Annotated in this window: 22 protein-coding genes; 20 read left to right on the top strand and 2 right to left on the bottom strand. The window is 70.4% G+C overall.

What is annotated here, in order from left to right:
• Positions 1–96 precede the first annotated feature (96 nt).
• The 12 genes from kynU (at position 97) to AQJ54_RS34475 (ending at position 12,478) form a co-directional block, all read left to right on the top strand.
• Positions 97–1,386 carry a kynureninase gene (gene kynU, locus AQJ54_RS34530; protein WP_062244146.1) on the top strand — a complete coding sequence of 430 codons (1,290 nt, stop codon included), beginning with the start codon at positions 97–99 and terminating at the stop codon, positions 1,384–1,386.
• A complete protein-coding gene (locus AQJ54_RS34525; protein WP_062244144.1) occupies positions 1,383–2,879 on the top strand; it encodes an amino acid permease in 1,497 nt (498 codons plus the stop codon). Before kynU ends, AQJ54_RS34525 begins: the two co-directional genes overlap by 4 nt.
• Positions 2,869–4,344: a 2-hydroxymuconic semialdehyde dehydrogenase gene (locus AQJ54_RS34520; RefSeq protein ID WP_062244142.1), complete on the top strand. Its 1,476-nt coding sequence runs from the start codon at positions 2,869–2,871 to the stop codon at positions 4,342–4,344. Before AQJ54_RS34525 ends, AQJ54_RS34520 begins: the two co-directional genes overlap by 11 nt.
• Positions 4,341–5,189, top strand: coding sequence for a 2-keto-4-pentenoate hydratase (locus tag AQJ54_RS34515; RefSeq protein ID WP_062244140.1), 849 nt, complete (start codon positions 4,341–4,343; stop codon positions 5,187–5,189). Before AQJ54_RS34520 ends, AQJ54_RS34515 begins: the two co-directional genes overlap by 4 nt.
• Positions 5,186–6,148 (top strand): acetaldehyde dehydrogenase (acetylating), encoded by a 963-nt coding sequence (locus AQJ54_RS34510; protein ID WP_062244138.1) that lies wholly within the window; start codon positions 5,186–5,188, stop codon positions 6,146–6,148. The genes AQJ54_RS34515 and AQJ54_RS34510 overlap by 4 nt, the downstream gene beginning before the upstream one ends.
• Positions 6,133–7,170 carry a 4-hydroxy-2-oxovalerate aldolase gene (dmpG, locus tag AQJ54_RS34505; protein WP_062244132.1) on the top strand — a complete coding sequence of 346 codons (1,038 nt, stop codon included), beginning with the start codon at positions 6,133–6,135 and terminating at the stop codon, positions 7,168–7,170. The genes AQJ54_RS34510 and dmpG overlap by 16 nt, the downstream gene beginning before the upstream one ends.
• Positions 7,167–7,928 carry a 2-keto-4-pentenoate hydratase gene (locus tag AQJ54_RS34500; protein ID WP_062244130.1) on the top strand — a complete coding sequence of 254 codons (762 nt, stop codon included), beginning with the start codon at positions 7,167–7,169 and terminating at the stop codon, positions 7,926–7,928. The genes dmpG and AQJ54_RS34500 overlap by 4 nt, the downstream gene beginning before the upstream one ends.
• Positions 7,928–8,353: a RidA family protein gene (locus tag AQJ54_RS34495; protein WP_062031030.1), complete on the top strand. Its 426-nt coding sequence runs from the start codon at positions 7,928–7,930 to the stop codon at positions 8,351–8,353. Before AQJ54_RS34500 ends, AQJ54_RS34495 begins: the two co-directional genes overlap by 1 nt.
• Before the next feature lie 26 nt (positions 8,354–8,379).
• Positions 8,380–8,901: a 3-hydroxyanthranilate 3,4-dioxygenase gene (locus tag AQJ54_RS34490; protein ID WP_062031032.1), complete on the top strand. Its 522-nt coding sequence runs from the start codon at positions 8,380–8,382 to the stop codon at positions 8,899–8,901.
• A 4-nt stretch (positions 8,902–8,905) separates the two neighbouring features.
• A complete protein-coding gene (locus AQJ54_RS34485) occupies positions 8,906–9,910 on the top strand; it encodes an amidohydrolase family protein (RefSeq protein WP_062031034.1) in 1,005 nt (334 codons plus the stop codon).
• A 77-nt stretch (positions 9,911–9,987) separates the two neighbouring features.
• Entirely contained in the window at positions 9,988–11,205 is a 1,218-nt protein-coding gene (locus AQJ54_RS34480) for a PucR family transcriptional regulator (protein ID WP_062031036.1), read from the top strand.
• A gap of 52 nt (positions 11,206–11,257) precedes the next feature.
• A complete protein-coding gene (locus AQJ54_RS34475; protein ID WP_062031038.1) occupies positions 11,258–12,478 on the top strand; it encodes an MFS transporter in 1,221 nt (406 codons plus the stop codon).
• A 650-nt stretch (positions 12,479–13,128) separates the two neighbouring features.
• Here the strand turns inward: AQJ54_RS34475 and AQJ54_RS46975 are convergent.
• Both AQJ54_RS46975 and AQJ54_RS34465 read right to left on the bottom strand, forming a co-directional pair.
• A complete protein-coding gene (locus AQJ54_RS46975) occupies positions 13,129–13,644 on the bottom strand; it encodes a hypothetical protein (protein WP_246091256.1) in 516 nt (171 codons plus the stop codon).
• 201 nt (positions 13,645–13,845) lie between these two features.
• Positions 13,846–14,451, bottom strand: a complete 606-nt coding sequence (locus tag AQJ54_RS34465; RefSeq protein WP_062031040.1) for a dihydrofolate reductase family protein — start codon at positions 14,449–14,451, stop codon at positions 13,846–13,848.
• Positions 14,452–14,647: 196 nt separating this feature from the next.
• Between AQJ54_RS34465 and AQJ54_RS34460 the strand changes: the two genes are divergently transcribed.
• The 8 genes from AQJ54_RS34460 to AQJ54_RS34425 form a co-directional block, all read left to right on the top strand.
• Complete coding sequence (locus AQJ54_RS34460; protein WP_062244128.1) at positions 14,648–15,508, top strand: hypothetical protein; 861 nt, start codon at positions 14,648–14,650, stop codon at positions 15,506–15,508.
• A gap of 73 nt (positions 15,509–15,581) precedes the next feature.
• Positions 15,582–16,235, top strand: coding sequence for a hypothetical protein (locus AQJ54_RS34455; protein WP_062244125.1), 654 nt, complete (start codon positions 15,582–15,584; stop codon positions 16,233–16,235).
• A gap of 380 nt (positions 16,236–16,615) precedes the next feature.
• The gene (locus tag AQJ54_RS34450; RefSeq protein WP_062244124.1) at positions 16,616–17,200 is read left to right on the top strand and encodes a dihydrofolate reductase family protein; all 585 of its coding nucleotides are present in this window, start codon (positions 16,616–16,618) and stop codon (positions 17,198–17,200) included.
• Positions 17,201–17,371: 171 nt separating this feature from the next.
• Positions 17,372–18,553 (top strand): ROK family transcriptional regulator, encoded by a 1,182-nt coding sequence (locus tag AQJ54_RS34445; protein WP_062244121.1) that lies wholly within the window; start codon positions 17,372–17,374, stop codon positions 18,551–18,553.
• Between the two features lie 331 nt (positions 18,554–18,884).
• Positions 18,885–20,408: a sugar ABC transporter ATP-binding protein gene (locus AQJ54_RS34440; RefSeq protein ID WP_062244119.1), complete on the top strand. Its 1,524-nt coding sequence runs from the start codon at positions 18,885–18,887 to the stop codon at positions 20,406–20,408.
• The gene (locus AQJ54_RS34435) at positions 20,405–21,430 is read left to right on the top strand and encodes an ABC transporter permease (RefSeq protein WP_062244118.1); all 1,026 of its coding nucleotides are present in this window, start codon (positions 20,405–20,407) and stop codon (positions 21,428–21,430) included. Before AQJ54_RS34440 ends, AQJ54_RS34435 begins: the two co-directional genes overlap by 4 nt.
• 104 nt (positions 21,431–21,534) lie before the next feature.
• Positions 21,535–22,587 (top strand): substrate-binding domain-containing protein, encoded by a 1,053-nt coding sequence (locus tag AQJ54_RS34430; protein ID WP_062031060.1) that lies wholly within the window; start codon positions 21,535–21,537, stop codon positions 22,585–22,587.
• 97 nt (positions 22,588–22,684) lie between these two features.
• On the top strand, positions 22,685–23,734 hold a 1,050-nt coding region (locus AQJ54_RS34425; RefSeq protein ID WP_062244117.1), incomplete at its 3' end, for a Gfo/Idh/MocA family protein.

The following is a 23,734-nucleotide window of genomic DNA, read 5'->3' as shown; positions in this document are numbered from 1 at the left end:
CAGCCCGCTCATGACCGCCTTCGGCCCACGCGCTCAGCTTCGGCGCCTGCGTCGACCCATCGGTCATCCAGCTCCATTTCCCAGAAGGGCATTGCCTTGCTCGCGCGACCCACCGCCTCCGAAGCCGAGGCCCATCAGCTCGACGAAGCCCTCCCGGGGCACCGCGAGCTGTTCCACATACCGCCTGCCGACGGCGGCAGACACACCGAGACCGCGTACCTCGCCGGCAACTCCCTCGGCCTTCAGCCCAAGGCCACCCTCGCGGAACTGACGCAGGACCTCTCCGACTGGAGCCGCTTCGGCGTCGAAGGCCACCACGACGCCGCACGCCCGTGGTTCGGCTATCACCGCCTGCTGACCGAGCCGGCCGCGCGCCTGGTCGGGGCACTGCCCGAAGAGACCGTCGTCATGAACTCCCTGACGGTGAACCTGCATCTGCTGATGGTCTCGTTCTATCGCCCCCAGGGCGAGCGGACACAGATCGTGATCGAGGACAGCGCCTTCCCCTCGGACAGTTACGCGGTGCGCAGCCACGTGCACTTCCGGGGCCTCGATCCGGACCAGGCGGTCATCAGGCTGCGTCCGCGTCCCGGGGAGGACTGCCTGCGCACCGAGGACGTCGTCGACTTCCTCGACCGGCAGGGACACACCGTGGCCCTGATGCTGCTGGGCGGCGTCAACTACCTGACCGGCGAGCTGATGGACATCCCCGCCATCACCGCAGCCGGCCGCGCCGCGGGCGCGACGGTCGGCTGGGACCTGGCGCATGCGGCGGGCAACGTCCCGCTCCATCTGCACGACTGGGACGTCGACTTCGCCGCCTGGTGCTCCTACAAGTACCTCAACTCCGGCCCCGGCGCGCTGTCGGGGGTGTTCATCCACCAGCGGCACGTCACCGACCGCGGTCTGCAGCGCCTGGAAGGGTGGTGGAGCACCGACGCCGCCACCCGGTTCCGGATGGAACCGGTCTCCCGTCCGCCGGCCACCGCCGACGCGTGGGCGATCTCCAATCCGCCGATTCTCGCCATGGGCCCGGTGCGCACCTCGCTGGAACTGTTCGACACCGTCGGCATGGCGTCGCTGCGGGGGCGCAGCGAGAAGCTGACCGGGTACCTGGAGGGACTTCTCGACGCGGTCACCCTCACCCGTCCATTGACGTTGATCACTCCCAGGGACCCGCAACGCCGAGGCGCCCAGCTGTCGCTGCGCGTCGGCCGTACGAGTGCGGCCGTCCTGGCCCGCAGGCTCCGCCACGAGCACGGAGTCGTCGCCGACGCCCGCGAGCCGGACATCATCCGGCTGGCGCCGGTGCCCCTCTACTCCACCTTCCACGACTGCTGGCGGGCCGCCGACGCGCTCGCCCACTCCGTTCCGGAGGAAAGATGACCCAGACCGGCAACGCGGCCCCCCTCCCGTCTGGGCAGGCGCCCTTCACAGGCGGCGACCAACGGCCCCCGGGGGAGCTCGTACGCTCGCTCACCCACCGCCAGACCACCATGATCGGCCTCGGCTGCGCGCTGGGCACCGGCCTCTTCCTGGGGTCCGGTTCGGCCATCGGCATAGCAGGCCCTGCCGTGATCCTCTCCTACATCGCGGGCGCGGTACTCGTCGCCATCATCGCCCGGGTGCTGGGGGCGATGACCATCGCCCATCCCGTGCGCGGCACCTTCGGGACCATCGCCCACCTCTATCTCGGCCCGTGGGCGGGCTTCCTCGTCCGGTGGCTGTTCTGGGCCGGAACGACGGTCGCCATCGGTGGCGAGGTGGTGGCCGCGGCGATCTACATCCGCTACTGGTGGCCGCAGGCCCCGATGCTCCTGCTCATCGCCGCCGTCGCCGCCTTGGTACTGGCCGTCAACCTCTTCAGCGTCGGGTCCTTCGGCCTCGCGGAGTTCTGGCTGTCGAGCGTGAAGGTGACCGCGGTGGTGGTGTTCATCGCGGCAGGGCTGCTGCTGGTGTTCGCCGGACTGCCGCACACGCCGGCGGCGGGCCTGGGAAACCTCACCTCCGGTGGCGGCTTCTTCCCCAACGGGCCGACGGCCGTCTGGACCGCCCTGTCCGTGGTGATGTTCGCCTTCGTGGGATTCGAGACCGTCTCCATCTCGGCGGCGGAGACAGCCGACCCCGCACGGTCCATCCGCACCGCGATGCGCGCGCTCATCTGGCGCCTGGGCCTGTTCTACATCCTGTCCATAGGGCTCATCGTCACCCTCGTGCCGTGGCGGGACGTCGCAGGCGGTGACGGGGGCGTCGACGGCAGCCCGTTCGTCCACGTCTTCACCCAGGTCGGCATTCCGGCCGCCGCCTCGCTGACCAACGTGATCGTGCTGATCGCGGCGATCTCCTCGGCCAATGCGCAGCTCTACGCTGCCAGCCGTTTCCTGGACTCCCTGGGCCACGACGGATGCGCCCCCGCCGCCCTGGCCCGCCTCAGCCGCCGCGGGGTCCCGGTCCGGGCCCTGCTGGTCTCCGCCGTCGGCATCGTCGCGGCAGCCCTGCTGGCCGCTTTCAAGGTCAACAGTGTCTTCAACCTGCTGGTCTCCGTCGCCATCTTCTCCGTCCTCCTGGTGTGGCTGCTGATCCTCGCGGCCTACCTCGCCTTCCGCCGCTCCGCTCAACCGGCCGCACCGCAGGATTTGCGGGTTCCGGGCGGTGCCTGGACGGCCTGGGCCGGCATCGCGGGTGTGCTGGCGGTGGCCTCGACCGCCGCGGTGGTGCCCGTGATGGCGCAGGCCGCCTGGGTCGGCTCCGGCTTCACCCTCGCCCTGCTCCTGGTCTACGCCCTCAAGGTCCGCCACGTGATGCGCAGGGACGTACCCGTCGCGCCGAACGAGGAAGCGGGCGACCCCGACCCTCAGGAGGCACCCCATGTCCGCTGAACCCCTGCCCGTCATCCGTAACTTCGTCGGCGGCACCTTCGCCGAACCCGACGAGGAACGCTGTTTCACGAAGACCGACCCGGCCACCGGCACACCCCTCGCCCAGGTGCACGAGGCGGACCGCGCCCTGGTCGACCGCGCGGTCCGCTCGGCGCGGGGCGCCCTGGCGGACGGCTGGGCCCACACTCCCGTACGAGAACGCACCGCGCTGCTGCGCCGGACGGCCGACCTGATCGAGCAGCGCTTCGAGGAGTTCGTGTCCGCGGAGGTCCGCGACACGGGCAAGCCCGTGACCCAGGCCCGCGAACTCGACGTCGCCCGCGCGATCGCCAACTTCCGTACGTTCGCCGACATCGTGGCCGCTGCCGACCAGGACTCCTACCTCACCGACCTGCCGGACGAGCGCCAGGCCCTCAACTACGCGGTGCGCAAACCGCTGGGCGTGGTGGCCGTGATCGTGCCCTGGAACCTGCCGCTGCTGCTGCTCACCTGGAAGGTCGCCCCCGCGCTCGCCTGCGGCAACGCGGTGGTCGTCAAGCCCAGCGAGGAAACGCCGTCCACCGCGGCCTTGCTGGCCGAGGTGCTGGCCGATGCCGGTCTGCCCGCCGGGGCCTACAACGTCGTGCACGGCTTCGGCGCCGGTTCCGCGGGCGAGTTCCTCGTGACCCACCCGGGCGTGGACGGGATCACGTTCACCGGATCGTCCGCCACCGGGACCGAGGTCATGCGGGCGGCGGCGCACGGGGTGCGCCCGGTGTCCTTCGAACTCGGTGGCAAGAACGCCGCGATCGTCTTCGACGACGTCGATGTCGACGAGGCGCTCGACGGGCTGTCCCGGTCGGTGTTCACCAACACGGGCCAGGTGTGCCTGTGCACCGAGCGGGTCTACGTCCACCGGGCCGTGTTCACGGACATCGTCGACGGCCTGGCCGAACGGGCCGGCCGGCTGCGGCTCGACGACCCGTTCAGCGCGCACACCACCACCGGCCCGCTGATCTCCCAGGAACACCGGCGCAAGGTGCTGCGCTACTTCGACCTCGCCGAACAGGCCGGCGCCAAGGTCGTCACCGGAGGCGGCACCCCGGCCCTCGGCCCGGCCCTCGACAGCGGCGCCTGGATCGAACCCACCCTGTGGACCGGGCTGACCAACGCCGACCGCCCCGTACGCGAGGAGATCTTCGGTCCCGTCGCAGCGCTCATCCCCTTCGACACCGAGCAGGAGGCCATCGCCATGGCCAACGACACCGACTACGGTCTCGCTGCCGCCGTGTGGACCAATGACCTGCGCCGTGGCCACCGTGTCGCCCAACGCATGGACGTGGGCATGGCCTGGGTCAACACCTGGTTCCTGCGCGACCTGCGCTCGCCCTTCGGCGGTGCCGGGCTCTCCGGCATCGGCAGGGAAGGCGGCGCCTCCTCCCTCCACTTCTACACCGAGCCCACGAACGTGTGCGTGCAGCTATGACGACCGACATCGACACCCACCCGAACACACCCGTCCCGCCGACGGGAAGCGACGCCATCGAGGCCGCCGTCTCCCGCCTGACCCGGGCAGCCGCCACCCGAACGCCCTGTGCCCCCGTCCGTGACCTGCTCGGCGACACCGGCATCGACACCGCTTACGAGGTGCAGAGCCGCCTCGCCTCCGCGCGGCTGGCCGCGGGGGCACGAAGGGTCGGTGCCAAGATCGGCCTGACCGCGCCCGCCGTGCAGGAGCAGTTCGGCGTCTTCGAACCCGACTTCGGGATGCTCTTCGACGACATGGTCCTCGCCCACTGCGAGCCCGTCGCCCTGGACCGCTTCATACAGCCCCGCGCCGAGGGGGAGATCGCCTTCGTCCTCGACCGTGACCTCGAACTGCCCGGCGCCACCGTCGCGGACGTCCTGCGCGCCACGGCCTTCGTCCTGCCGGCCGTCGAGATCGTGGACTCCCGCATCGCCGGATGGGACCTGACCATCACCGACACCGTCGCCGACAACGCCTCCAGCGGCGCCGTCGTCCTCGGCACCGTCCCGCACACCCTGACCGGGCTCGACCTGGCCCGGGTCGGGATGACGCTGTACCGCGACGACGAGCCCGTCTCCTTCGGTGCCGGTCACGCCTGCCTCGGCTCCCCGGTCGTCGCCGTCACCTGGCTGGCGCGCGAACTGGCCCGCCGGGGCCGGCCCCTGTGCGCCGGCGACGTGGTGATGTCCGGTGCCCTGGGACCGATGGCGGAGATCACCGACGGCGGACGCTACCGCCTGGAACTGGACGGACTCGGCACGGTCGAGGCCCTCATCGAGCCCCGTTCGGAGGACAGCGCATGAGCAACGGGAACACCGCCCGGGCCGACGGCGTCAAGGTCGCCGTCCTGGGCTCGGGGAACATCGGAACCGACCTGATGGTCAAGGTCATCCGGCAGTCGAAGGACCTGCGCATGGCGGCCCTGGTGGGCATCGACCCGGCCTCCGAGGGCCTGGCGCGCGCCCGGCGCCTGCACGTGGCCACCACCCCTGCGGGAATCGACGGTCTCCTGGAGATGGACGAGTTCGCCGACATCCGGATCGTGTTCGACGCGACCTCGGCCGGCGCCCACGCCCAGCACGCCGAAGTCTGCCGCGCCCACGGCAAACTGCTCGTCGACCTCACGCCGGCCGCGTCCGGCCCGCTCACCGTCCCCTCGGTGAACCTGGAGAAGCACCTCGCCGCCGACGACGTCAACATGGTCACCTGCGGCGGGCAGGCCACCGTACCCGTCGCCGCGGCCGTCTCCCGGGTGACTCCGGTGGTCTACGCCGAGATCGTGGCCTCCCTCTCGACCCGGTCCGCCGGGCCCGGCACCCGCGCCAACATCGACGAGTTCACCGAGACCACCGCGCGGGCCCTGCGCGAGGTCGCGGGCGCGGCCACCGCCAAGGCCGTCATCGTGCTCAACCCGGCAGACCCGCCGGTGTCCATGCGTAACACCGTCTACTGCGTCGTCGAGGACGCCACGGCCGGCACGCTGCGCGCCATCGAGGACTCGGTGGGGCAGGCGGTCTGGGACGTCCAGGAGTACGTGCCCGGCTACGAACTCGTGCAGGACGTGCAGTTCGACGCCCTGCGGGAGGTGTGGATCCCGCACCTCGGCCGGCATGTGACGGGCACGCAGGTCACCTGCTTCCTCCAGGTCCGCGGCGCCGGCCACTACCTGCCGGAATACGCCGGCAACCTCGACATCATGACCTCCGCCGCCCTGCGGACAGCCGAGCGCATGGCCGAACTCCGAGGATGGGTGAGCAAGTGAACCTCTACGTCCAGGACGTGACCCTGCGGGACGGCATGCACGCCGTCGGGCACCGCTACACCACCACCCAGGTCCGCGACATCGTGGCCGCACTCGACCGGGCCGGGGTGGACGCCATCGAGGTCGCCCACGGCGACGGCCTCGGCGGCTCCAGCGCCACCTACGGCTTCGGGGCCCACACCGACGAGGAATGGATCCGGGCCGCGGCCGAGGTGATCGAGAACGCCACCCTCACCACCCTGCTGCTGCCTGGCATCGGCACCATCGCCGATCTCCGACGGGCCCGTGCTCTCGGCGTGGGCAGCGTACGCGTGGCCACCCACTGCACCGAGGCCGACATCAGCGCGCAGCACATCGCCTGGGCCCGCGAGAACGGCATGGACGTCGCCGGGTTCCTGATGATGAGCCACATGGCCGCCCCGGCCCGACTCGCCGAACAGGCCCGGCTGATGGAGTCCTACGGAGCCCACTGCGTCTACGTCACCGACTCCGCCGGCCGGCTGACCATGACCGATGTGGCCGAACGGGTCGACGCCCTGCGCCAGGTGCTCGCCGACGACACGCAGATCGGCATCCACGCGCACGAGAACCTGTCGTTGTCCGTCGCCAACAGCGTCACGGCCGTCGAGCACGGGGCGCTGCGCGTGGACGTCGCGCTCGCCGGACAAGGGGCGGGCGCCGGGAACTGTCCGGCGGAGCCGTTCGTCGCCGTGGCGGACCTGCTCGGCTGGCACCACGGCTGCGATCTGTTCGCCCTCCAGGACGCCGCCGAGGACCTCGTACGGCCCCTGCGGGAGCGGCCCGTCCAAGTCGACCGCGACACTCTGACCCTCGGCCGCGCGGGCGTCTACTCCAGCTTCCTGCTGCACGCGGCACGTGTGGCCGCGCGGCACGGGCTCGACTCCCGCCTGCTGCTCCAGGAGGCCGGCCGCCGCGGGCTGGTAGGCGGCCAGGAGGACCTTCTCACCGACATCGCCCTGGACCTGGCCCGTGTGCCCGCCGAGGCAGGAGAAACAGCATGAGCACGACCGATCCCCTGGAACTTGCCGCGCGGCTGCACACGGCCGCGCACCGGAACACTCCCGTCCCCAGCCTCGCCGGCACCCACTCCCTCGGCATCGACGACGCCTACGCCGTACAGGAAGCACTGGTCGGTCTGCGGCAGGCCGGGGGAGAGCGGCTCACCGGCGTGAAACTGGGCTTCACCAGCAAGGCCAAGATGGCGCAGATGGGGGTCTCCGAAATCATCGTGGGACGCCTGACCGACGCCATGCGCATCGGCGACGGCGCCGACGTGGACCTGACGGGCTTCATCCATCCGCGGGTCGAACCGGAAGTGGCGTTCCGGCTGAGCCGCCAGGTCGATCTCGACGATCCCGCGACCGACATCGCCTCGTGCGTGGACGCGGTCGCACCGGCCATCGAGATCATCGACTCCCGCTACCAGGACTTCCTCTTCACCGTCACCGACGTCATCGCCGACAACACCTCGGCCGCCGGGTACGCCGTCGGCCCCTGGCACCCACTCACCGACGTCGCGAACAAGGCGGTGCGGCTGCGCACCCCGCGGGCGGCGGCCGTCGGATCCACCGCGGCGATCCTCGGAGCACCCCTGGCCGCCCTGCACGCCCTGCTCGACATCTGCCGCAGGCGCCGTATCCCCCTCGCCCCCGGACAGATCGTCCTGGCCGGCGCCGCCACCGCCGCCCTGCCGCTCACCCCCGGCGTCACCGTCTGCGAGATCGCGGGGCTCGGCACCGTCACCCTGAAGGGCCGCTGATGAGCACCGCACGCGTAGTCGACGGGCAGGCCATCCCCCGGGGACGGTTCCCGCACGTGAAGGTCGTCGGCGACCTCGTCTTCGTCTCCGGCACCAGCTCCCGCAGGCCGGACAACACCTTCGCGGGTGCCGAGGCCGACGCCCTGGGCACGACCACCCTCGACATCCGGGCCCAGACCCGCGCCGTCATCGAGAACCTGCGCGCCATCCTGCGGTCGGTCGGCGCCGACCTGGAGGACATCGCCCAGATCACCGCCTACCTCGTCAACATGAACGACTTCGGTGGCTACAACGAGGTCTACGCCGAGTACTTCGACGCCAACGGCCCCACCCGCACGACGGTCGCCGTCCACCAGTTGCCGCACCCGCACCTGCTCATCGAGATCCAGGCCATCGCCACCCTCAGCCGCCGCTCGGGACACTGACCCGCCATTTTCCAAGGAGACACGTCATGACCGTCCTCCCCGAGGTCATCCACTTCCAGAAGTGGATCGACGACCACGCCCACCTGCTCAAGCCGCCCGTGAACAACCGCACCATGGCCCTGGGCACGGACTTCATCGTTCAGGTCGTCGGCGGCCCCAACCAGCGCACCGACTACCACGTCGACCCGTACGAGGAGTGGTTCCACCAGGTGCGCGGGGCCATGTACGTCGACGTCATGACCGAGGACGGCCCGCGTGCCGTCCACATCCGGGAGGGCGAGACCTGGCTGCTGCCCGGGAACGTGCCGCACTCCCCGCAGCGCCCGGAAGCCGACAGCATCGGCCTGGTCATCGAGCGCGTACGCGAGCCGGGCACCCTGGAGAGGTTCCAGTGGTACTGCCCCGCCTGCCACGCCCTCGTCCACGAGGTGGAGCTCCAGGTCACCGACATCGTGGCCGACCTGCCTCCCGTCTTCGCCGCCTTCTACGACGACCGGCAGGCCCGGATCTGCGGCTCCTGCGGGACCGAGCACCCCGGGAAGGGATGACCCCGTGCCCGAGCACGACACTATCGACATCCATACCCACTACGTCCCGCACGGCTGGCCCGACCTCCGCACCGACGCCGGTCCCCAGGCGCCCTGGCTGCGCGTCGAGTCGGAGACCGACGCGATGATCATGCTCGGGTCCCGGGAGTTCCGGCGGATCGGCGCCGAGTGCTGGGACGCGTCGGCACGCCTGAAGGACATGGACGCCGACGGCATCGGCATGCAGGTCGTCTCGCCCACACCCGCCTTCTTCCACTACGGCCGCAGCGGTGCCGAGGCGGCACGGATCGCACGGATCTTCAACGACCTGGCCCTGGACATCGTCGCCCCGGCCCCCGACCGCCTCGTCCCCTTCTGCCAGGTGCCGCTGCAAGACCCCGACGCGGCCTGCCGCGAACTGGAACGCTGCCTGGCCAACGGGCACCGGGGAGTCGAGATCGGCAACCACGTCGGCGACCACGACCTGGACAGCGCGGGCGTGGTCACCTTCCTCCAGCACTGCGCTCTGCTTCAGGTCCCGGTCTTCGTCCATCCCTGGGACATGGACGACTCACCCCGACTGCGCCGCTGGATGGCGCAGTGGCTGACCGCTATGCCCGCCGAGACCCATCTGTCGCTCCTGGCGATGATCCTCGGCGGGGTCTTCGACCGTGTCGACGACCGGCTGAAGATCTGCTTCGCGCACGGCGGAGGGTCCTTCGCCCTCTGGCTCGGGCGCATGGACAACGCCTGGCGGGGCCGCCCCGACGTGGTGGGCACCTCCGAACACCCGCCGTCGCACTACATCGGCCGGTTCCACGTCGACTCCGTCGTCTTCGACCCGCGCGCCCTGCGACTGCTGGTGGACACCTACGGCGCCGGACAGGTCATGGTCGGCAGCGACTACCCCTACCCGCTGGGCGAGCGGCCCGCCGGCCGGGTCGTGCGCGAGAGCGACTTCCTCTCTTCCGAGGAGAAGGCGTCGATCCGCCGGGGCAACGCCGAACGCTTCCTCGGGCTCGCCGGTTGAGAGACGGTGCCAGGTGCCGGGTCAGGACCGTGCCCAAGCCGCCTAAAATGACAGCCGGACCTGCGGAGGTGGGTGAGATGTCCCAGCTGGGCCACGACGGTCACGCCGGCCGGCGTGAAGACCTGTTCTCGGTCATCGACGCCGCCGGGGAACTCCTCAACGTGCCGATCGTCCTGGAGGACACCGAGTTCCGGGTGCTCGCCTGGTCTAAAGGACAGCAGAGCGCGGACGAGGAAAGGGTCTCCGGAATCCTGGAGCGGCAGGCCCAGCCCTGGCTCGTCGAGGTGCTGCGCTCCCGGGGGGACATCGCCCGCCTGACCGCCTCCCCGGAGCCCGTCTTCCTGGACCCGGCCTCCGACCGGGCCAAGCCCCGGATGGCCTGCCGGGTCCAGCACGACGGTCCGCACCTGGGGTACCTGTGGGCCACCACCCAGACCCCGTTCGACTCACGGCAGACGGCGCAATTCCGCGCCGCCGCACGGACGATCGCCGTCCGTATGAGCCAAGACGGGCAGGGCACCACCGAGCAGGACGACCTGGAGGCCCTCCTGTTCGGCACGGCGGACGCCGACCAGGCCGCCGCGCGGCTGGGGCTGTCCACCACCAAGGCCACTGTCCTGGCCGCCGCGCCGGGCCGGCCGGCGCACGACGCGGCCTTCGGCGAGGCCCCGTCGGACATGCTGCGTCTGTACCTGACGACCGTGCACCCCCGCTCCCTCGTCACCCGGCACGACCGCGCCACCTACGCGGTGCTGCCCTGGCCGGCATCCACGGACGACACCGAGGCCAGGGCCCGCTCGGTGAACACGGCCCGGGACCTGTGGGACCGTGCGGCGCTGCGGGAGCGCATCGTGCTGGCCGTCAGCTCCGCCGTTGCGGAACCCGGCCGGATCCCGTACGCCAGATCCCACGTCGACCGGATCAACGGGCTGCAACAGCAGTACCCGTCCGCCCCCCGTGTCGCCGCCTTCGAGGACGTCCAGCTGCTCTACGCCCTCTCGCGGCTGCGGGGCGCCCTCCGCCAGGACGGCGAGACCCTGGGCGGCGCCGTCTTGGCACTGGAACGCCACGACCGGCACCAGCACACCCAGCTCCTGGCCACACTCCGCTGCTACCTGGACCATTTCGGCGACACCAACGCCGCCGCCGCGCAGCTGCATCTGCACCCGAACACCTTCCGCTACCGCCTCCAACGCATCAGAGAGGTGAGCGGCTTCGACCCGCGTGACGCGCAGACGCGCTTCCTGGCGGAACTGCATCTGCGCATGCGCGATCTGGAGATCCGGACTGATTAGTGTTCCGACGAATAAGTTGAGCGGTGTGGGGGCCGCCGAGGACTCTTTCGGCATGGCACTGCTCAGCGACCGCAACCTCCTGCTGCTCTTCGTCGGCCAAGGCGTCTCTCGACTCGGCGACGGCCTGTACACCGCCGCCGTCGCCTGGCAGGCATGGGCCCTCACCCACGACCCGTCGGCGGTCGCGCTCGTCACCGTGGCCGCGTACGCCCCGGCGTTCCTGGCCACCTTCGTGGCCGCCTCGTACGCCGACCGCTACGACCGCAGACGTCTGATGATCGGCACCGACCTCGCCCGCGCGGCCATGGTGGCCGCCGGGGTGGGGATGCTGTTGGCAGGTGCGCTGAACCTGACCGTACTGGTCTTGGGAACGGCCCTGCTGGCCCTCATCGGCGCGCCCTTCGCACCGGCACGGAACGCGATCGTGCCCCAGCTCGTGCCGGCGGAGCATCTTCAGCAGGCCAACGGTGTGCTCCAGGTCGCCTTCCGAGCCGCCTTCTTCGTCGGACCGCTGCTGCTCGCCCCGCTGCTCGCCTTCGCCTCCTTCCCGCTGGTCATGGCGGTGGACGGGCTCACCTTCCTGCTCTCCGCGGCGGCCCTGTACGCCCTACGCGTCCGCCGTCCCGCCCCGGCCGGGCCGCGCGTCCGGCTGGGCGCGGACCTCGCCGCCGGCCTCGCGGCCCTGAGGGCGGCGCCCGATGTGCTGGTCGTCATCGCGACCTTCGTCCTCGCGCTCGCCGTGGCCAGTGGGTTCCTGGCCGTCGGTCTGGTGGTTCTGGTCGGCCAAGGCGGTGAGTACGGGCTCATGCTGGGCATCGCCGGCCTGGCCGAGATCGCCGGCGCCCTGGTGCTCGTACGCCTGCCGTTGCCCAGACTCGCCATGACCGCGGTCCTGGCCTGGGCCCTGCTCGGAGCCTTCCGCCTTCCGCTGGGCCTGGTCCACGCGCCTGCGGCCATCGCCGTGCTCCTCGCCGTCACAGGACTCGCGTCCGCCCTGACCGACATCCCGCTGATCGCCTTCGTCCAACAGCGCATCCCCGAGGCGCACCTCGCCAAGGCCCTGGGCCTGTGGGAGGCCGGTATCGCCGGCGCGCTGGCGGTGTCGCCGTTCCTGGCCTCCAGCGTCATCGGACACATCGGAGTGGATCGCGCCTTCATGGTCTCCAGCGCCGTGCTCATAGCACTCGCGCTCGCTGCCGCGGTCGCGCTCACAGCGATGTCGAGAGCCCGCAGCCGCCCCACCGAGCGCGTCGCGGTCCCGTCGCAGCCGTGACCCCTGGCGACAGGTCTTTCGGCTTCGGCGATGGACCAACAGCACGATCTTTGGGCCCCCTGAGAAGCCATGAGACATTGAAATGTCCGGGCTTATGCGGTGCCGCGTTGCCCTCGGCCTCATGAAAGTCGACCCTTCCAGGCTCGGGGCTTGCATGCTCGCACCACCGCGGACAGCTTCCTCTGGCCTCGGACCCGCTGCGGACATCGGGGAGGGCACGGCGGAGGGACGGGGGCGAGGACGCCCATGAGCGCGGCGCCGATATGGCACAGACGGGGGAGGTTGGTGTCGGGCCCGGAGGCGAGGTATGGGTGAGGTCTTCCACTCGGTGCTGCCGGCGAGGAACAGCACGTCGACCGTCTCCCAGGGGATGAGGCCGTGGTCGCTGCCGTCCTGAGCCGCGAACGCGGCCCGGATCCCCAAGGCGCGGATGGGCTCCAGCCAGGGCAGCGACTGAGTGAGGGTGGCCGCGGCGTCCATCGGAACGTCGGGGGCTACAGCCCACAGACAGAGCTCGGGGCCGTAGCGGTCGACGGTCGCCGTCAGCCACGCGAACCAGGCCTGCTCGCCGGGCCAGCTCTTGCCGAACTTGCCGTCGGCGCAGGCGTACCGGGTGCTGGGCGGGATCACGTTTCCGTGGGCCGGGGCCGTCATGCAGGCCAGCAGGCCGGCCTGCATGACGGCCCGTACGTCAGCTCCGGACGGCGTGGCCAGGTACAGAACTGCGGAGACGCGGGGGAGGAGCAGGGGCTGAGGGCCTCAGCGCGCATGGGATGTCCTTCCGGGAGCGGCGGTGAGGGGCGATGCAGGCGAGAGGGAGTTGGCGGCGGAGCCCGAGACGAGGGCGTCCAGTGCTGCTCGAAGTTCTGGTCCCTCTTGTCGATCACGCGGGCGGGGGCGAAGAGTTCCTCCGCCATCGGCCAGCCCTTCGCACGGGGCCGGATCCAGGCCCGGGCGCGCCCGTATACCGGGTCGTGCTCGACGTCGAGGCCGTGCCGCCCGGGGACGGAGATCAGCCGCTGGGCGAGGTGATGCAGGCCGCCGAGGTCGACGCGCTCGGTGGAGCGCTTCACCGGCCGGCGCCTGCTGTCCTCCGTCACCAGGAACAGGCGCCGCACGTGGTAGAGCGCCCACGGCATGTCGAGCTCCCGCTCGAAAGCCTCCACGCACGCCCGGTCCCGGGGCTGGGTGGGGTCGGAGAGGTCCAGGAGGCTCTTGCGGCCGTACGGCTTCGCGTTCGGGTTGAGGCCACTCGCTGCCGGTGGCCATGTAGTGGACCGCGGTGCGGCCGCCGGGTGGAGGTGGGGCGGAGCCGCGGCATCGGACGCCCCACCCGTGAGACAAGGGCCCGGGCCACCCAGCGCGTCCTAGTAGCTGTCGTATCCGGGCCTGCCGTTCGGTCGGTAGACACCGACGACGGTGCCGCTCTTCGTCGTCGAGACACTGACCGGCTCCAGCGCGGTCGGGATCGCACCGTCGGCGAACAGCCGCTTGCCGCTTCCGATGATCACCGGGTGGATGGTCAGGCGGTACTCGTCGACGAGATCGTGCCGCATGAGAGTCTGGGCGAGGTCCCCGCTGCCGACGACGTTGATGTCGCCCCCGTCGGTCGCCTTCAACGCACGTACGGCATCGGCGACATCGCCCTCCAGCAGTGTGGAGTTCTGCCACTCGACGGACGTCAGCGTTCGGGACGCGACGTACTTGCGCATGCTGTTCATCCGGTCCGTGAACGGGTTGCTGGGATCGGCGGTCGGCCAGTACGACGCGAAGATGTCGTACGTCTTGCGGCCGAGCAGCATCGCGTCGGCGGGCTCGTACCAGCCCGCGATGGCCGCGCCGACCTCGTCGTCGGTCACCGGCTTCTGCCAGCCGCCGTGCTCGAAGCCGCTCTGGGTGTCCTCGTCCGGGCCACCGGGCGCCTGCATGACGCCGTCCAGGCTGAGGAACGTGCAAACGATGATCTTGCGCATGGTGCGCTCCTTTCGTCGATGCACTACAGACCGCACGGCCACCGGAAACTCATCGGCGATGCGCCCGGCTGATCGCCACTCGCTCAACTGACGGGTCGGCGGGAGTCCGTTGCTGCGCACGACATGCGAATTGCCCTGTCCGGCCGCACAATTGAGGAGAGGGGGGTACTCCAAGGACGCACTTCCGGGAGTCGCCATGCCCATGCTTCTGATCAAAGGCTTCTACGACGTCAAGGGCACCCAACCGGACGGGGACACGGTGGCCTTCACGGCCGCCGACCCGACCGAGTGGGACCTCGTGGGCGGTGGCCTCGGCCGGGCCGTCGAGCGCACCGCCTCCGGTCGCGCCAAGCTGCGGCTGGACGCGATCGACGCACTGGAGACGCACTACGGCGCCTACCGGGTCCACCAGCCCCTGCCGTTCGCCCACGCCGCGCGCGACGAGCTGCTGAGCTGGATCGGCTTCACCGACGTCCAGCGTGAGGACGAGAACGTGCTCGCCACCACCCCGGCCACGGTCCCCGGCTTCGTCCTCACCCGGGGCACCGACATCCACGGCCGCTGCATCGCCCTGGCGGGCCGCGGCACACCGCCGGGGGACAGCGGCCGGGAGATCGACGTGGACGCCGCCCTGCTGCGGACGACGCTGAACCACCACCTACTCACTGTAGGCCTGACCTACCCCACGTTCTACCGCAGCCTTTTCACCAGCCTGCGCGCCGAGATGGCCACCACGGCCGAACAGGCACGGGAGGTGGGCCGGGGGCTGTGGCCGAGCGACGTCACCCTCAGCGGGGTGAAGGTGAGCGGCCTGTCCTCGCTGACGGACGACGCCGTGCTCCTGCCCAAGCTGTTCCGCCGCCTGGTGGACTACCTGAACCTCGGCACGATGCCGCTCACCTGCTTCCCCGCCTACCTGGCCGGCGTGGGCGACCGGTACTCCATCCTCTCCACGGGGGAGCGCTGCGTGGGACTGCACCACGTGGTGGAGACCACCAACGGCACGACGGTACGGATGACCCACCCGGCGGAGGACTTGCTGTTCGAGGACGCCTGAACCGGGGGCCGGTCCTCGGCCGGGATCACACGAGCGACGGCCACCTGCCGGCACGACCTTAGACTGGGCGACCGTGACGGTCCTGATCACCGTGTGGGGAGCATCTCCCGGAGTGGGAAAGTCGACTTTGTGTGCCGGGTTGTCTTCATGGTTGTCCGGCCGGGGACTGCGCGTGGATCACTTCCGCGAGGAGGAGGTCCTGTCCCGGCCCCAGTTCGCCGCGGTGGCCGCGGAGTTCGAGACGACAGGCAGAGTGCGACCGGAGATGCTGATCGGCGCAACTGCGAGTTTCGTCGACGCCGTGGTGGCGAGTGGCGACGACGTGGTGATCGCGGATGCGCTGATGCCGTTCGTACCCACGCTGCTGGCCATGGGACAGGACGCGGAGACGATCGACACCTTCATGACCGATCTCAGCGAGGTGCTCGCACCCCTCCGGCCGGTCATGGTCTTCCTCGACGGGAACGCAGAGTCCGCACTGTCCCGAGCCGTGGCGCGCGAAGGAGAACAGTGGCTGGACTGGTACCTCGGCAAACTCGCGCACTACGAGGTGACTCCCCAAGTGACCGACGCCGCTTCGGCGGTGACGTACTTGCGGCACGAGCGGGCGGTGACCCTTGCCGCAGTCCGGCGACAGGATTGGGGCCTCGTGCTCGTTGAACGAGCGGACGAGCGACCGCGGGATGAAGTACTGCGCATCGCGCAACGGGGCCTCAAGATGCTCTGACGCAAACGGACCGGAACGCTGTGCGGCCCACGTTTCTCGCCGCAGGACGAACCGGGTGATGAGCGCCGCGATTACGGCGAGGGCTGCGCCGATGCGCCGGTCCAACAACTGGCCAACGCCCTCGGAACTGCGATCGTCACCACCGTCTACGTCGACGCGGTGTCCTCCGGCGGACGCCTGCACGGCTTTCTCGCCGCGGTCGGAGCCATCGCCGCAAGGACCCCTGCCGCAGACAGGCCCCCTTAGGTGCATACGCGCACCTGTGAGACCTGCTGTCTCCATACGGTTCGCCCAATTACATGCCAAATCGGCCGGTAACGGTACCGATGAATTCGAGACTCCCCGGAGGTCTGTCCAGAAGGAGCCCGCAGGAGGTCCGCATGAGCAAGGTCTACACCCACATGACGATGTCGCTGGACGGGTACATAGCCGACCCCGGTGACGGAACCGATGAGCTGTTCGGTTGGTACGGTGCCGGCGATGTCACCGTGCCCAGTGCCGACGAGCGCTGGTCCTTCCAGGTCGACGCGAACAGCGCGGAGATGCTGCGCGAGGTCCTCGCCGGAGCCGGTGCTCTCGTCTGCGGCCGCCGGCTGTTCGACCTGACCAACGGTTGGGACGACAACCACCCCATCGGCGCGCCGGTCGTCGTCGTGACGCACCGCGCGCCCGACGCCGCAGCGAAGTGGCCGCGTACGACCTTCGTCGACGGCGTCGCGGAAGGCGTCACCCGAGCCAGGGAGATCGCCGGTGACCGACACGTCAGCATCGCCAGCGCCGACATCGCACGGCAGGCACTCGACCTGGGACTGGTGGACGAGGTCTGCATCAGTCTCGTGCCAGTACTGCTCGGCAACGGGATCCCCTACTTCGCCGACCTGACCGACGCACCGCACCGCTTCGACGACCCGACCGTGATCCAGGGCAAGGGCGCGACACACCTGTGGTACCGCGTACGCCGCTGAGACTTCGACTTTGTCCTGAGTGTGGGAAAAGAACGTCTGAGTGCTGCACAAGTACTTCCCAGTCTGGAAAATCGTTGTTACGTTCCTCCTCGAAAGCCTGACGACGCAGTCGGCGGAGACCGGCGGCGTCCGGGACCCGGTCGTGTGCGAGGGGAGGGGATCGTGAGACGGATGACCGCTCGACCTGAGAACACCCATCAGGGACGGCTGCTGCGTCTGTTGCGTGACAACGGCTCCAACTCTCGTGCCCAGCTGGGTGATCTGGTGGACCTGTCCCGTTCGAAGCTGGCGGTCGAGGTCGACCGGCTGCTGGAGACGGGCCTGGTCGTCGCGGACGGGCTGGCCCCCTCCCGCGGCGGGCGCCGCTCGCACAACATCCGGCTCGCGCCGACGCTGCGCTTCCTCGGCGTCGACATCGGGGCCACGTCCATCGATGTCGCCGTGACCAATGCGGAGTTGGAGGTCCTCGGGCACCTGAACCAACCGATGGACGTGCGTGAGGGCCCGGTAGCGGTCTTCGAGCAAGTCCTTTCGATGGCGGCGAAGTTGAGGGCGTCCGGGCTGGCGGAGGGTTTCGACGGGGCCGGTATCGGTGTTCCGGGGCCGGTGCGCTTTCCGGAGGGTGTTCCGGTGGCTCCGCCGATCATGCCGGGCTGGGACGGCTTTCCCGTGCGGGAGGCGCTCAGTCAGGAACTCGGCTGTCCGGTCATGGTCGACAACGACGTGAACCTGATGGCGATGGGGGAGATGCACGCGGGTGTGGCTCGGTCCGTGGGTGACTTCCTCTGCGTCAAGATCGGTACCGGTATCGGCTGCGGCATCGTCGCCGGCGGTGAGGTCCACCGCGGGGTGACGGGCAGCGCGGGCGACATCGGCCACATCCAGGTCGACCCGGACGGCCGTGCCTGCGTGTGCGGCAACCGGGGCTGCCTGGAAGCCCACTTCAGCGGGGCCGCACTGGCCGGCGACGCGGAGCAGGCGGCGCGTGAGGGCCGCTCGGCGCAGCTCGCCGCGCGGCTGGAGACAGCCGAACGGCTGACGGCCGAGGACGTGTCCGCTGCCGCGGCGGCCGGGGACCCCGTCGCCCTGGAGCTGATCCGCGAGGGCGGGAAGCGACTGGGGCAGGTCATCGCGGGGCTCGTCAGTTTCTTCAACCCGGGGCTGGTGGTGATCGGCGGTGGTGTGACCGGACTCGGCCACACCTTGCTGGCCAGCGTCCGGACCCAGGTCTACCGTCAGTCGCTGCCGCTGGCGACCGGCAATCTGCCCATCGTGCTGGGGGAGTTGGGGCCTGCCGCCGGAGCCATCGGCGCGGCCCGCCTCATCAGCGACCACGTCTTCTCGCCGGCCTGACCCACCACCCAGCCCGTCGCCGACAGATCCCTTCCAGGCGCCCCGCACTTCCAGGCGATCCCCCACTCTTCCCGCACTTCCAGACGATCCCGCACTCGTGGGTCCCGAACTCCTGGGCGATCCCGCACTCCTGGGAGCCCGCACTCCAGCCCGCCCTCCTGGGCGATCCCGCACCCCGGCGCGCCGCGGCGACCCCGCAACGCCCCGGCGCCCTCAGCGCAGCCCCCGACTCACCAGCAGCGTCACAGCAACGGCCACATCACCGCCGTAACCACCCGGCCCCGCCCTGCCCACTCACACTCACGGCCCGCATCCGCCGAGGGGATTCCTCATGGCACCACGACCACCCCTGCTCACCATGTCCGGTATCACCAAGTCCTTCCCCGGTGTTCGCGCCCTGGACGGTGTGGATCTCGAGGTCCAGGCCGGTGAGGTGCACTGTCTGCTCGGTCAGAACGGGGCCGGCAAGTCGACTCTGATCAAAGTGCTCGCCGGCGCTCACCAGCCGGACAGCGGTGAGATCACCTGGCGCGGTGCGCCCGTGACCCTGGGATCGCCGGTCGCCGCCATGCGGCTCGGCATCGCCACCATCTACCAGGAACTCGACCTGATCGAGGGGCTGTCCGTCGCGGAGAACGTCTTCCTCGGGCACGAACCCACCGCGGCCGGGTTCGTGGTGCGTGCCTCCGCCGCCCGGACGGCCACCGCCGAGCTGCTGAAACGTCTCGGGCACGCGGAGATCGATCCGACGCGCCTCGTCGGTGAACTGTCCGCCGCCCAGCAGCAGATCGTCTCGATGGCCCGCGCGCTCTCCCACGAGGTGCGGCTGATCGTGATGGACGAGCCCTCGGCGGCGCTCGACCCCGAAGAGGTCGACAACCTCTTCAGGATCGTGGGCGATCTGACCTCCGACGGTGTCGCCGTCGTCTACATATCCCACCGCCTCGAGGAGATCCGCCGCATCGGCGACCGGGTCACGGTCCTCAAGGAGGGCCGGTCGGTCGCGGGCGGTCTGCCCGCCGAGTCCACACCGACCCACGAGGTCGTCGCCCTGATGACCGGCCGGAACGTGGAGTACGTCTTCCCCGAGCGGCCCGCGGCCGGGTTCGCGGCGGAGCGGGCGCCCGTGCTGAAGGTCGAAGGGCTCAGCAGGCGAGGGGAGTTCGCGCCGGTCGATCTGGAGTTGCGGCCCGGTGAGATCGTCGGCTTGGCCGGGCTCGTCGGGTCCGGGCGCAGCGAGATCCTGGAGACGATCTACGGCGCCCGCAAGCCCGACCGAGGCCGCGTCCTCGTCGACGGCACACCTCTGCGCCCCGGAAGCGTCCGCGCCGCGGTCGGTGCCGGCATCGGTCTCGCACCCGAGGAACGCAAGGCGCAGGCACTGCTGATGCTGGAGTCGGTCAGCAGCAACGTCTCGATCTCCACGCTGTCCCGGTTCGCTCGCGCGGGCTGGCTGGACCGCCGTACCGAGCGGGCCGCGACGCACGAAGCAGTGCGGGAACTGTCCCTGCGACCGGACAACCCGGACGCCGCGATCAGGACCCTGTCCGGCGGCAACCAGCAAAAGGCCGTACTCGCCCGCTGGCTGCTGCGCGGCTGCAAGGTGCTGCTGCTGGACGAGCCGACCAGGGGCGTCGACATCGGCGCCCGCGCGGAGCTCTACGCAGTGATCCGCCGGCTGGCCGACGAGGGCCTGGCCGTACTTCTCGTGTCCAGCGAGGTCCCCGAGGTCCTGGGACTCGCCGACCGGGTGCTGGTGCTCCGCGAAGGCAGCGTCGTGCACACGGCGGACGCCCGGGAGCTCGACGAGCACCGCGTACTCGATCTTGTGATGGAAGGGAGCCCGACGTCATGACGCAGCCGACCACCGCGGCGCAGAAGGACGCGCCGACGTCCGCCGCCAAGTCCGTGGGGGAGAAGCCGGGTTCGGGCCCACGGTGGGGAGGGGACGTACGCACACTGTCCCTGCTCGGCGTCCTCGCCGTCCTCGTCGCGGTCGGTGGCATCACCGCTCCGGACGAGTTCCTCGCGACGAGCAACCTGCAACTCGTGCTCACCCAGGCGTCCGTGATCGGTGTCGTCACCGTCGGCATGACGTTCGTGATCACCAGCGGCGGCATCGACCTGTCGGTCGGCGCGATCGTGGCGCTCGCCTCGGTGTGGGCGACGACCGTGGCCACCCAGGAGTTCGGCTTCGCGGGCATCCTGTTCACCGCGCTGATCGTCGGTGTCGGCTGCGGTCTCGTGAACGGGCTGCTGATCGCCTACGGCAGGATGGTGCCGTTCATCGCGACGCTGGCCATGCTCGCCTCCGCCCGAGGCCTGGCACTCCAGATCACGGACGGCAGCACCCAGATCGTGAGCGTCGAGTCGGTGCTCGACCTGGGGGCCAGGGACTCCTACATCCTCGGTGTCCCGCCGCTGGTCCTGATCTTCGCCGCCGTCACCCTCGTGGGCTGGCTGGTGCTCAACCGCACCACCTTCGGCCGCCGCACCGTCGCGGTCGGCGGCAACGCGGAAGCGGCCCGCCTCGCCGGCATCGACGTCCGCCGCCAGCGCCTCTATCTCTACCTGCTGTCCGGACTGTGCTGCGGGATAGCCGCGTTCATGCTGATCGTGCTCGCCGGGTCGGGCCAGAACACCAACGGCAACCTCTACGAACTCGACGCCATCGCCGCCGCGATCATCGGCGGAACCCTGCTCAGCGGCGGCCGGGGCACCATCATCGGCTCCGTCCTGGGCGTCCTGGTCTTCACCACGATCACCAACATCTTCGCCCTGAACAACCTGGAGACCGCTGTCCAGCAGATCGCGAAGGGCGCCATCATCGTCGCCGCCGTGCTGGTCCAGCGCCGCTCGCCGCACGGCGGCACCTGACGCCGTGCGGTACGTGCCGGACGGCGGCCCCTGACCCCGCCGTCCGGCACCCCGCCTGCCCGCATCCCCGCCACCTCACCGCCCACTCGAAGGGTCGATCCGCCATGCCTGAAACCCCCGCCTCCACCAGCCGCAGAGCACTCCTGTTCGGCACCGCCGCCGTCTCCGCCGGCGCCCTGCTCACGGCCTGCACCAGCAACGAGCCCAAGGAGCAGGCGCAGGCCGCGGACAACGCCGCCCCGGTCGCGGACGACAAGCCCGGCAAGCAGGTCACCATCGGCTTCGCCGGACCGCAGGCCGACCACGGCTGGCTCAACGCCATCAACTCCAACGCCAAGTCGCGGGCGAAGAAATATTCGGACGTCACCCTGGAGATCACCGAGGGCTCCAACGACACCGCCCAGCAGATCGGCCAGGTCCAGACGCTGATCAACAAGAAGGTCGACGTGCTGGTGATCCTGCCGGCCGACGGCAAGGCCCTCACCCAGGTCGGCCTCCAGGCCATGCGCGCGGGTATCCCCGTCGTCAACCTGGACCGTGTGTTCGCCTCCCCGCAGGCGTACCGCTGCTGGATCGGCGGCGACAACTACGGCATGGGCCTCAACGCCGGCCACTACATCGGCGAGCAGCTCAAGGGCAAGAAGAACGCCAAGGTCGTCGAACTCGCCGGACTCGACAACCTCGAACTGACCCAGCAGCGCACCAAGGGCTTCGACGACGCCCTGAAGAACTACCCCAACATCCGCAAGGTGGCCCGCCAGGCTGCCGACTTCACCGTGGAGTCCGGGCAGGCGAAGATGGCCCAGCTGCTCCAGGCCCAGTCGTCCTTCGACGCGCTGTGGAACCACGACGACGACCAGGGCGTTGGTGCGCTGCGCGCCATCGACCAGGCCGGGCGCGACGACTTCCTCATGGTCGGCGGCGCGGGCGCCAAGTCCGCCATGGACGCCATCAAGAGCGGCACCAGCGTGCTGAAGGCGACCGTCCTGTACCCGCCGACCATGGCCGCCTCCGCGATCGACCTCGCCCGGGCGCTCGGCCAGGCCAAGGGCATCGGCGGCCTCGCCGAGTTCGAGATCCCGTCCTCCCTGACCCTCTACTCGGCCGTCGTCACCAAGGACAACGTCGACCAGTACCTGCCGACCGGCTTCATCTGACCGGCCCGGGCCGCACCGCCCCGGCGTCCGGCGAAGGCGGGGCGGGGCGGCAGCAGAGCACGACGACTCACTGACACTCCGACCAGGAGGAATCCGTATGGAACAGAGGGACAGTCGGACCGCGCTGCCGACGCTCGGCGTCGGCATGGTCGGCTACGCGTTCATGGGCGCCGCGCACTCACAGGGCTGGCGCACCGCGGGACACGCGTTCGACCTGCCCCTGCGGCCCGTCCTGGCCGCGATCGCCGGCCGCGACGCGCAACGGGTGCGGGCGGCGGCCGACAAGCACGGCTGGGCCGCGACGGAGACCGACTGGCGCGCCCTCATCACCCGCGACGACGTGCACCTCGTCGACATCTGCACACCGGGCGACAGCCACGCGGAGATCGCGATCGCGGCGCTGGAGGCGGGCAAGCACGTGCTGTGCGAGAAGCCGCTGGCCAACTCGGTCGTCGAGGCCGAGGCCATGGTCGCGGCAGCCGAAGCAGCGCGCTCGCGAGGCCAGTTGGCCATGGTGGGCTTCAACTACCGGCGCGTGCCCGCCCTGACCTTCGCCCGACGGCTCATCGCGGACGGCAGGCTCGGCACGCTGCGCCACGTACGGGTCAGCTACCTCCAGGACTGGCTCGTGGACCCCGACTTCCCACTGACGTGGCGGCTCCAGCGGGAGCACGCGGGATCGGGTGCGCTCGGCGACCTCGGCGCTCACATCGTCGACCTCGCCCAGTTCCTGGCGGGTGAGGTCCTGGTCGGCGTCTCCGCCCAGATGGAGACCTTCGTCAGGGAACGCCCCCGTCTCGACGGCGCTTCCTCCGGTCTCACCGCGTCCGGTGGTGCCGCGCGCGGCCCGGTGACCGTCGACGACGCGGCCGTCTTCACCGGCCGCCTCGCCTCGGGAGCGCTCGCCACGTTCGAGGCCACCCGGATGGCGACCGGCCGCAAGAACGCCCTGCGTCTGGAGATCAACGGCGAGTCCGGCTCCCTCGCCTTCGACCTGGAGCGCCTCAACGAGCTGTCCTTCCACGACCATCGGGAACCTGCCGAGACGGCCGGGTTCCGCCGCATCCTCGTCACCGAACCGGATCACCCTTACCTGGACGCGTGGTGGCCGCCGGGTCATGGTCTCGGCTATGAGCACACCTTTGTT

This window comes from Streptomyces griseorubiginosus, from assembly GCF_001514195.1.
Lineage (GTDB): Bacteria > Actinomycetota > Actinomycetes > Streptomycetales > Streptomycetaceae > Streptomyces > Streptomyces griseorubiginosus.
Note: the sequence above shows the minus strand (reverse complement) of the source record. Positions and strands in the feature narration are given on the sequence as shown.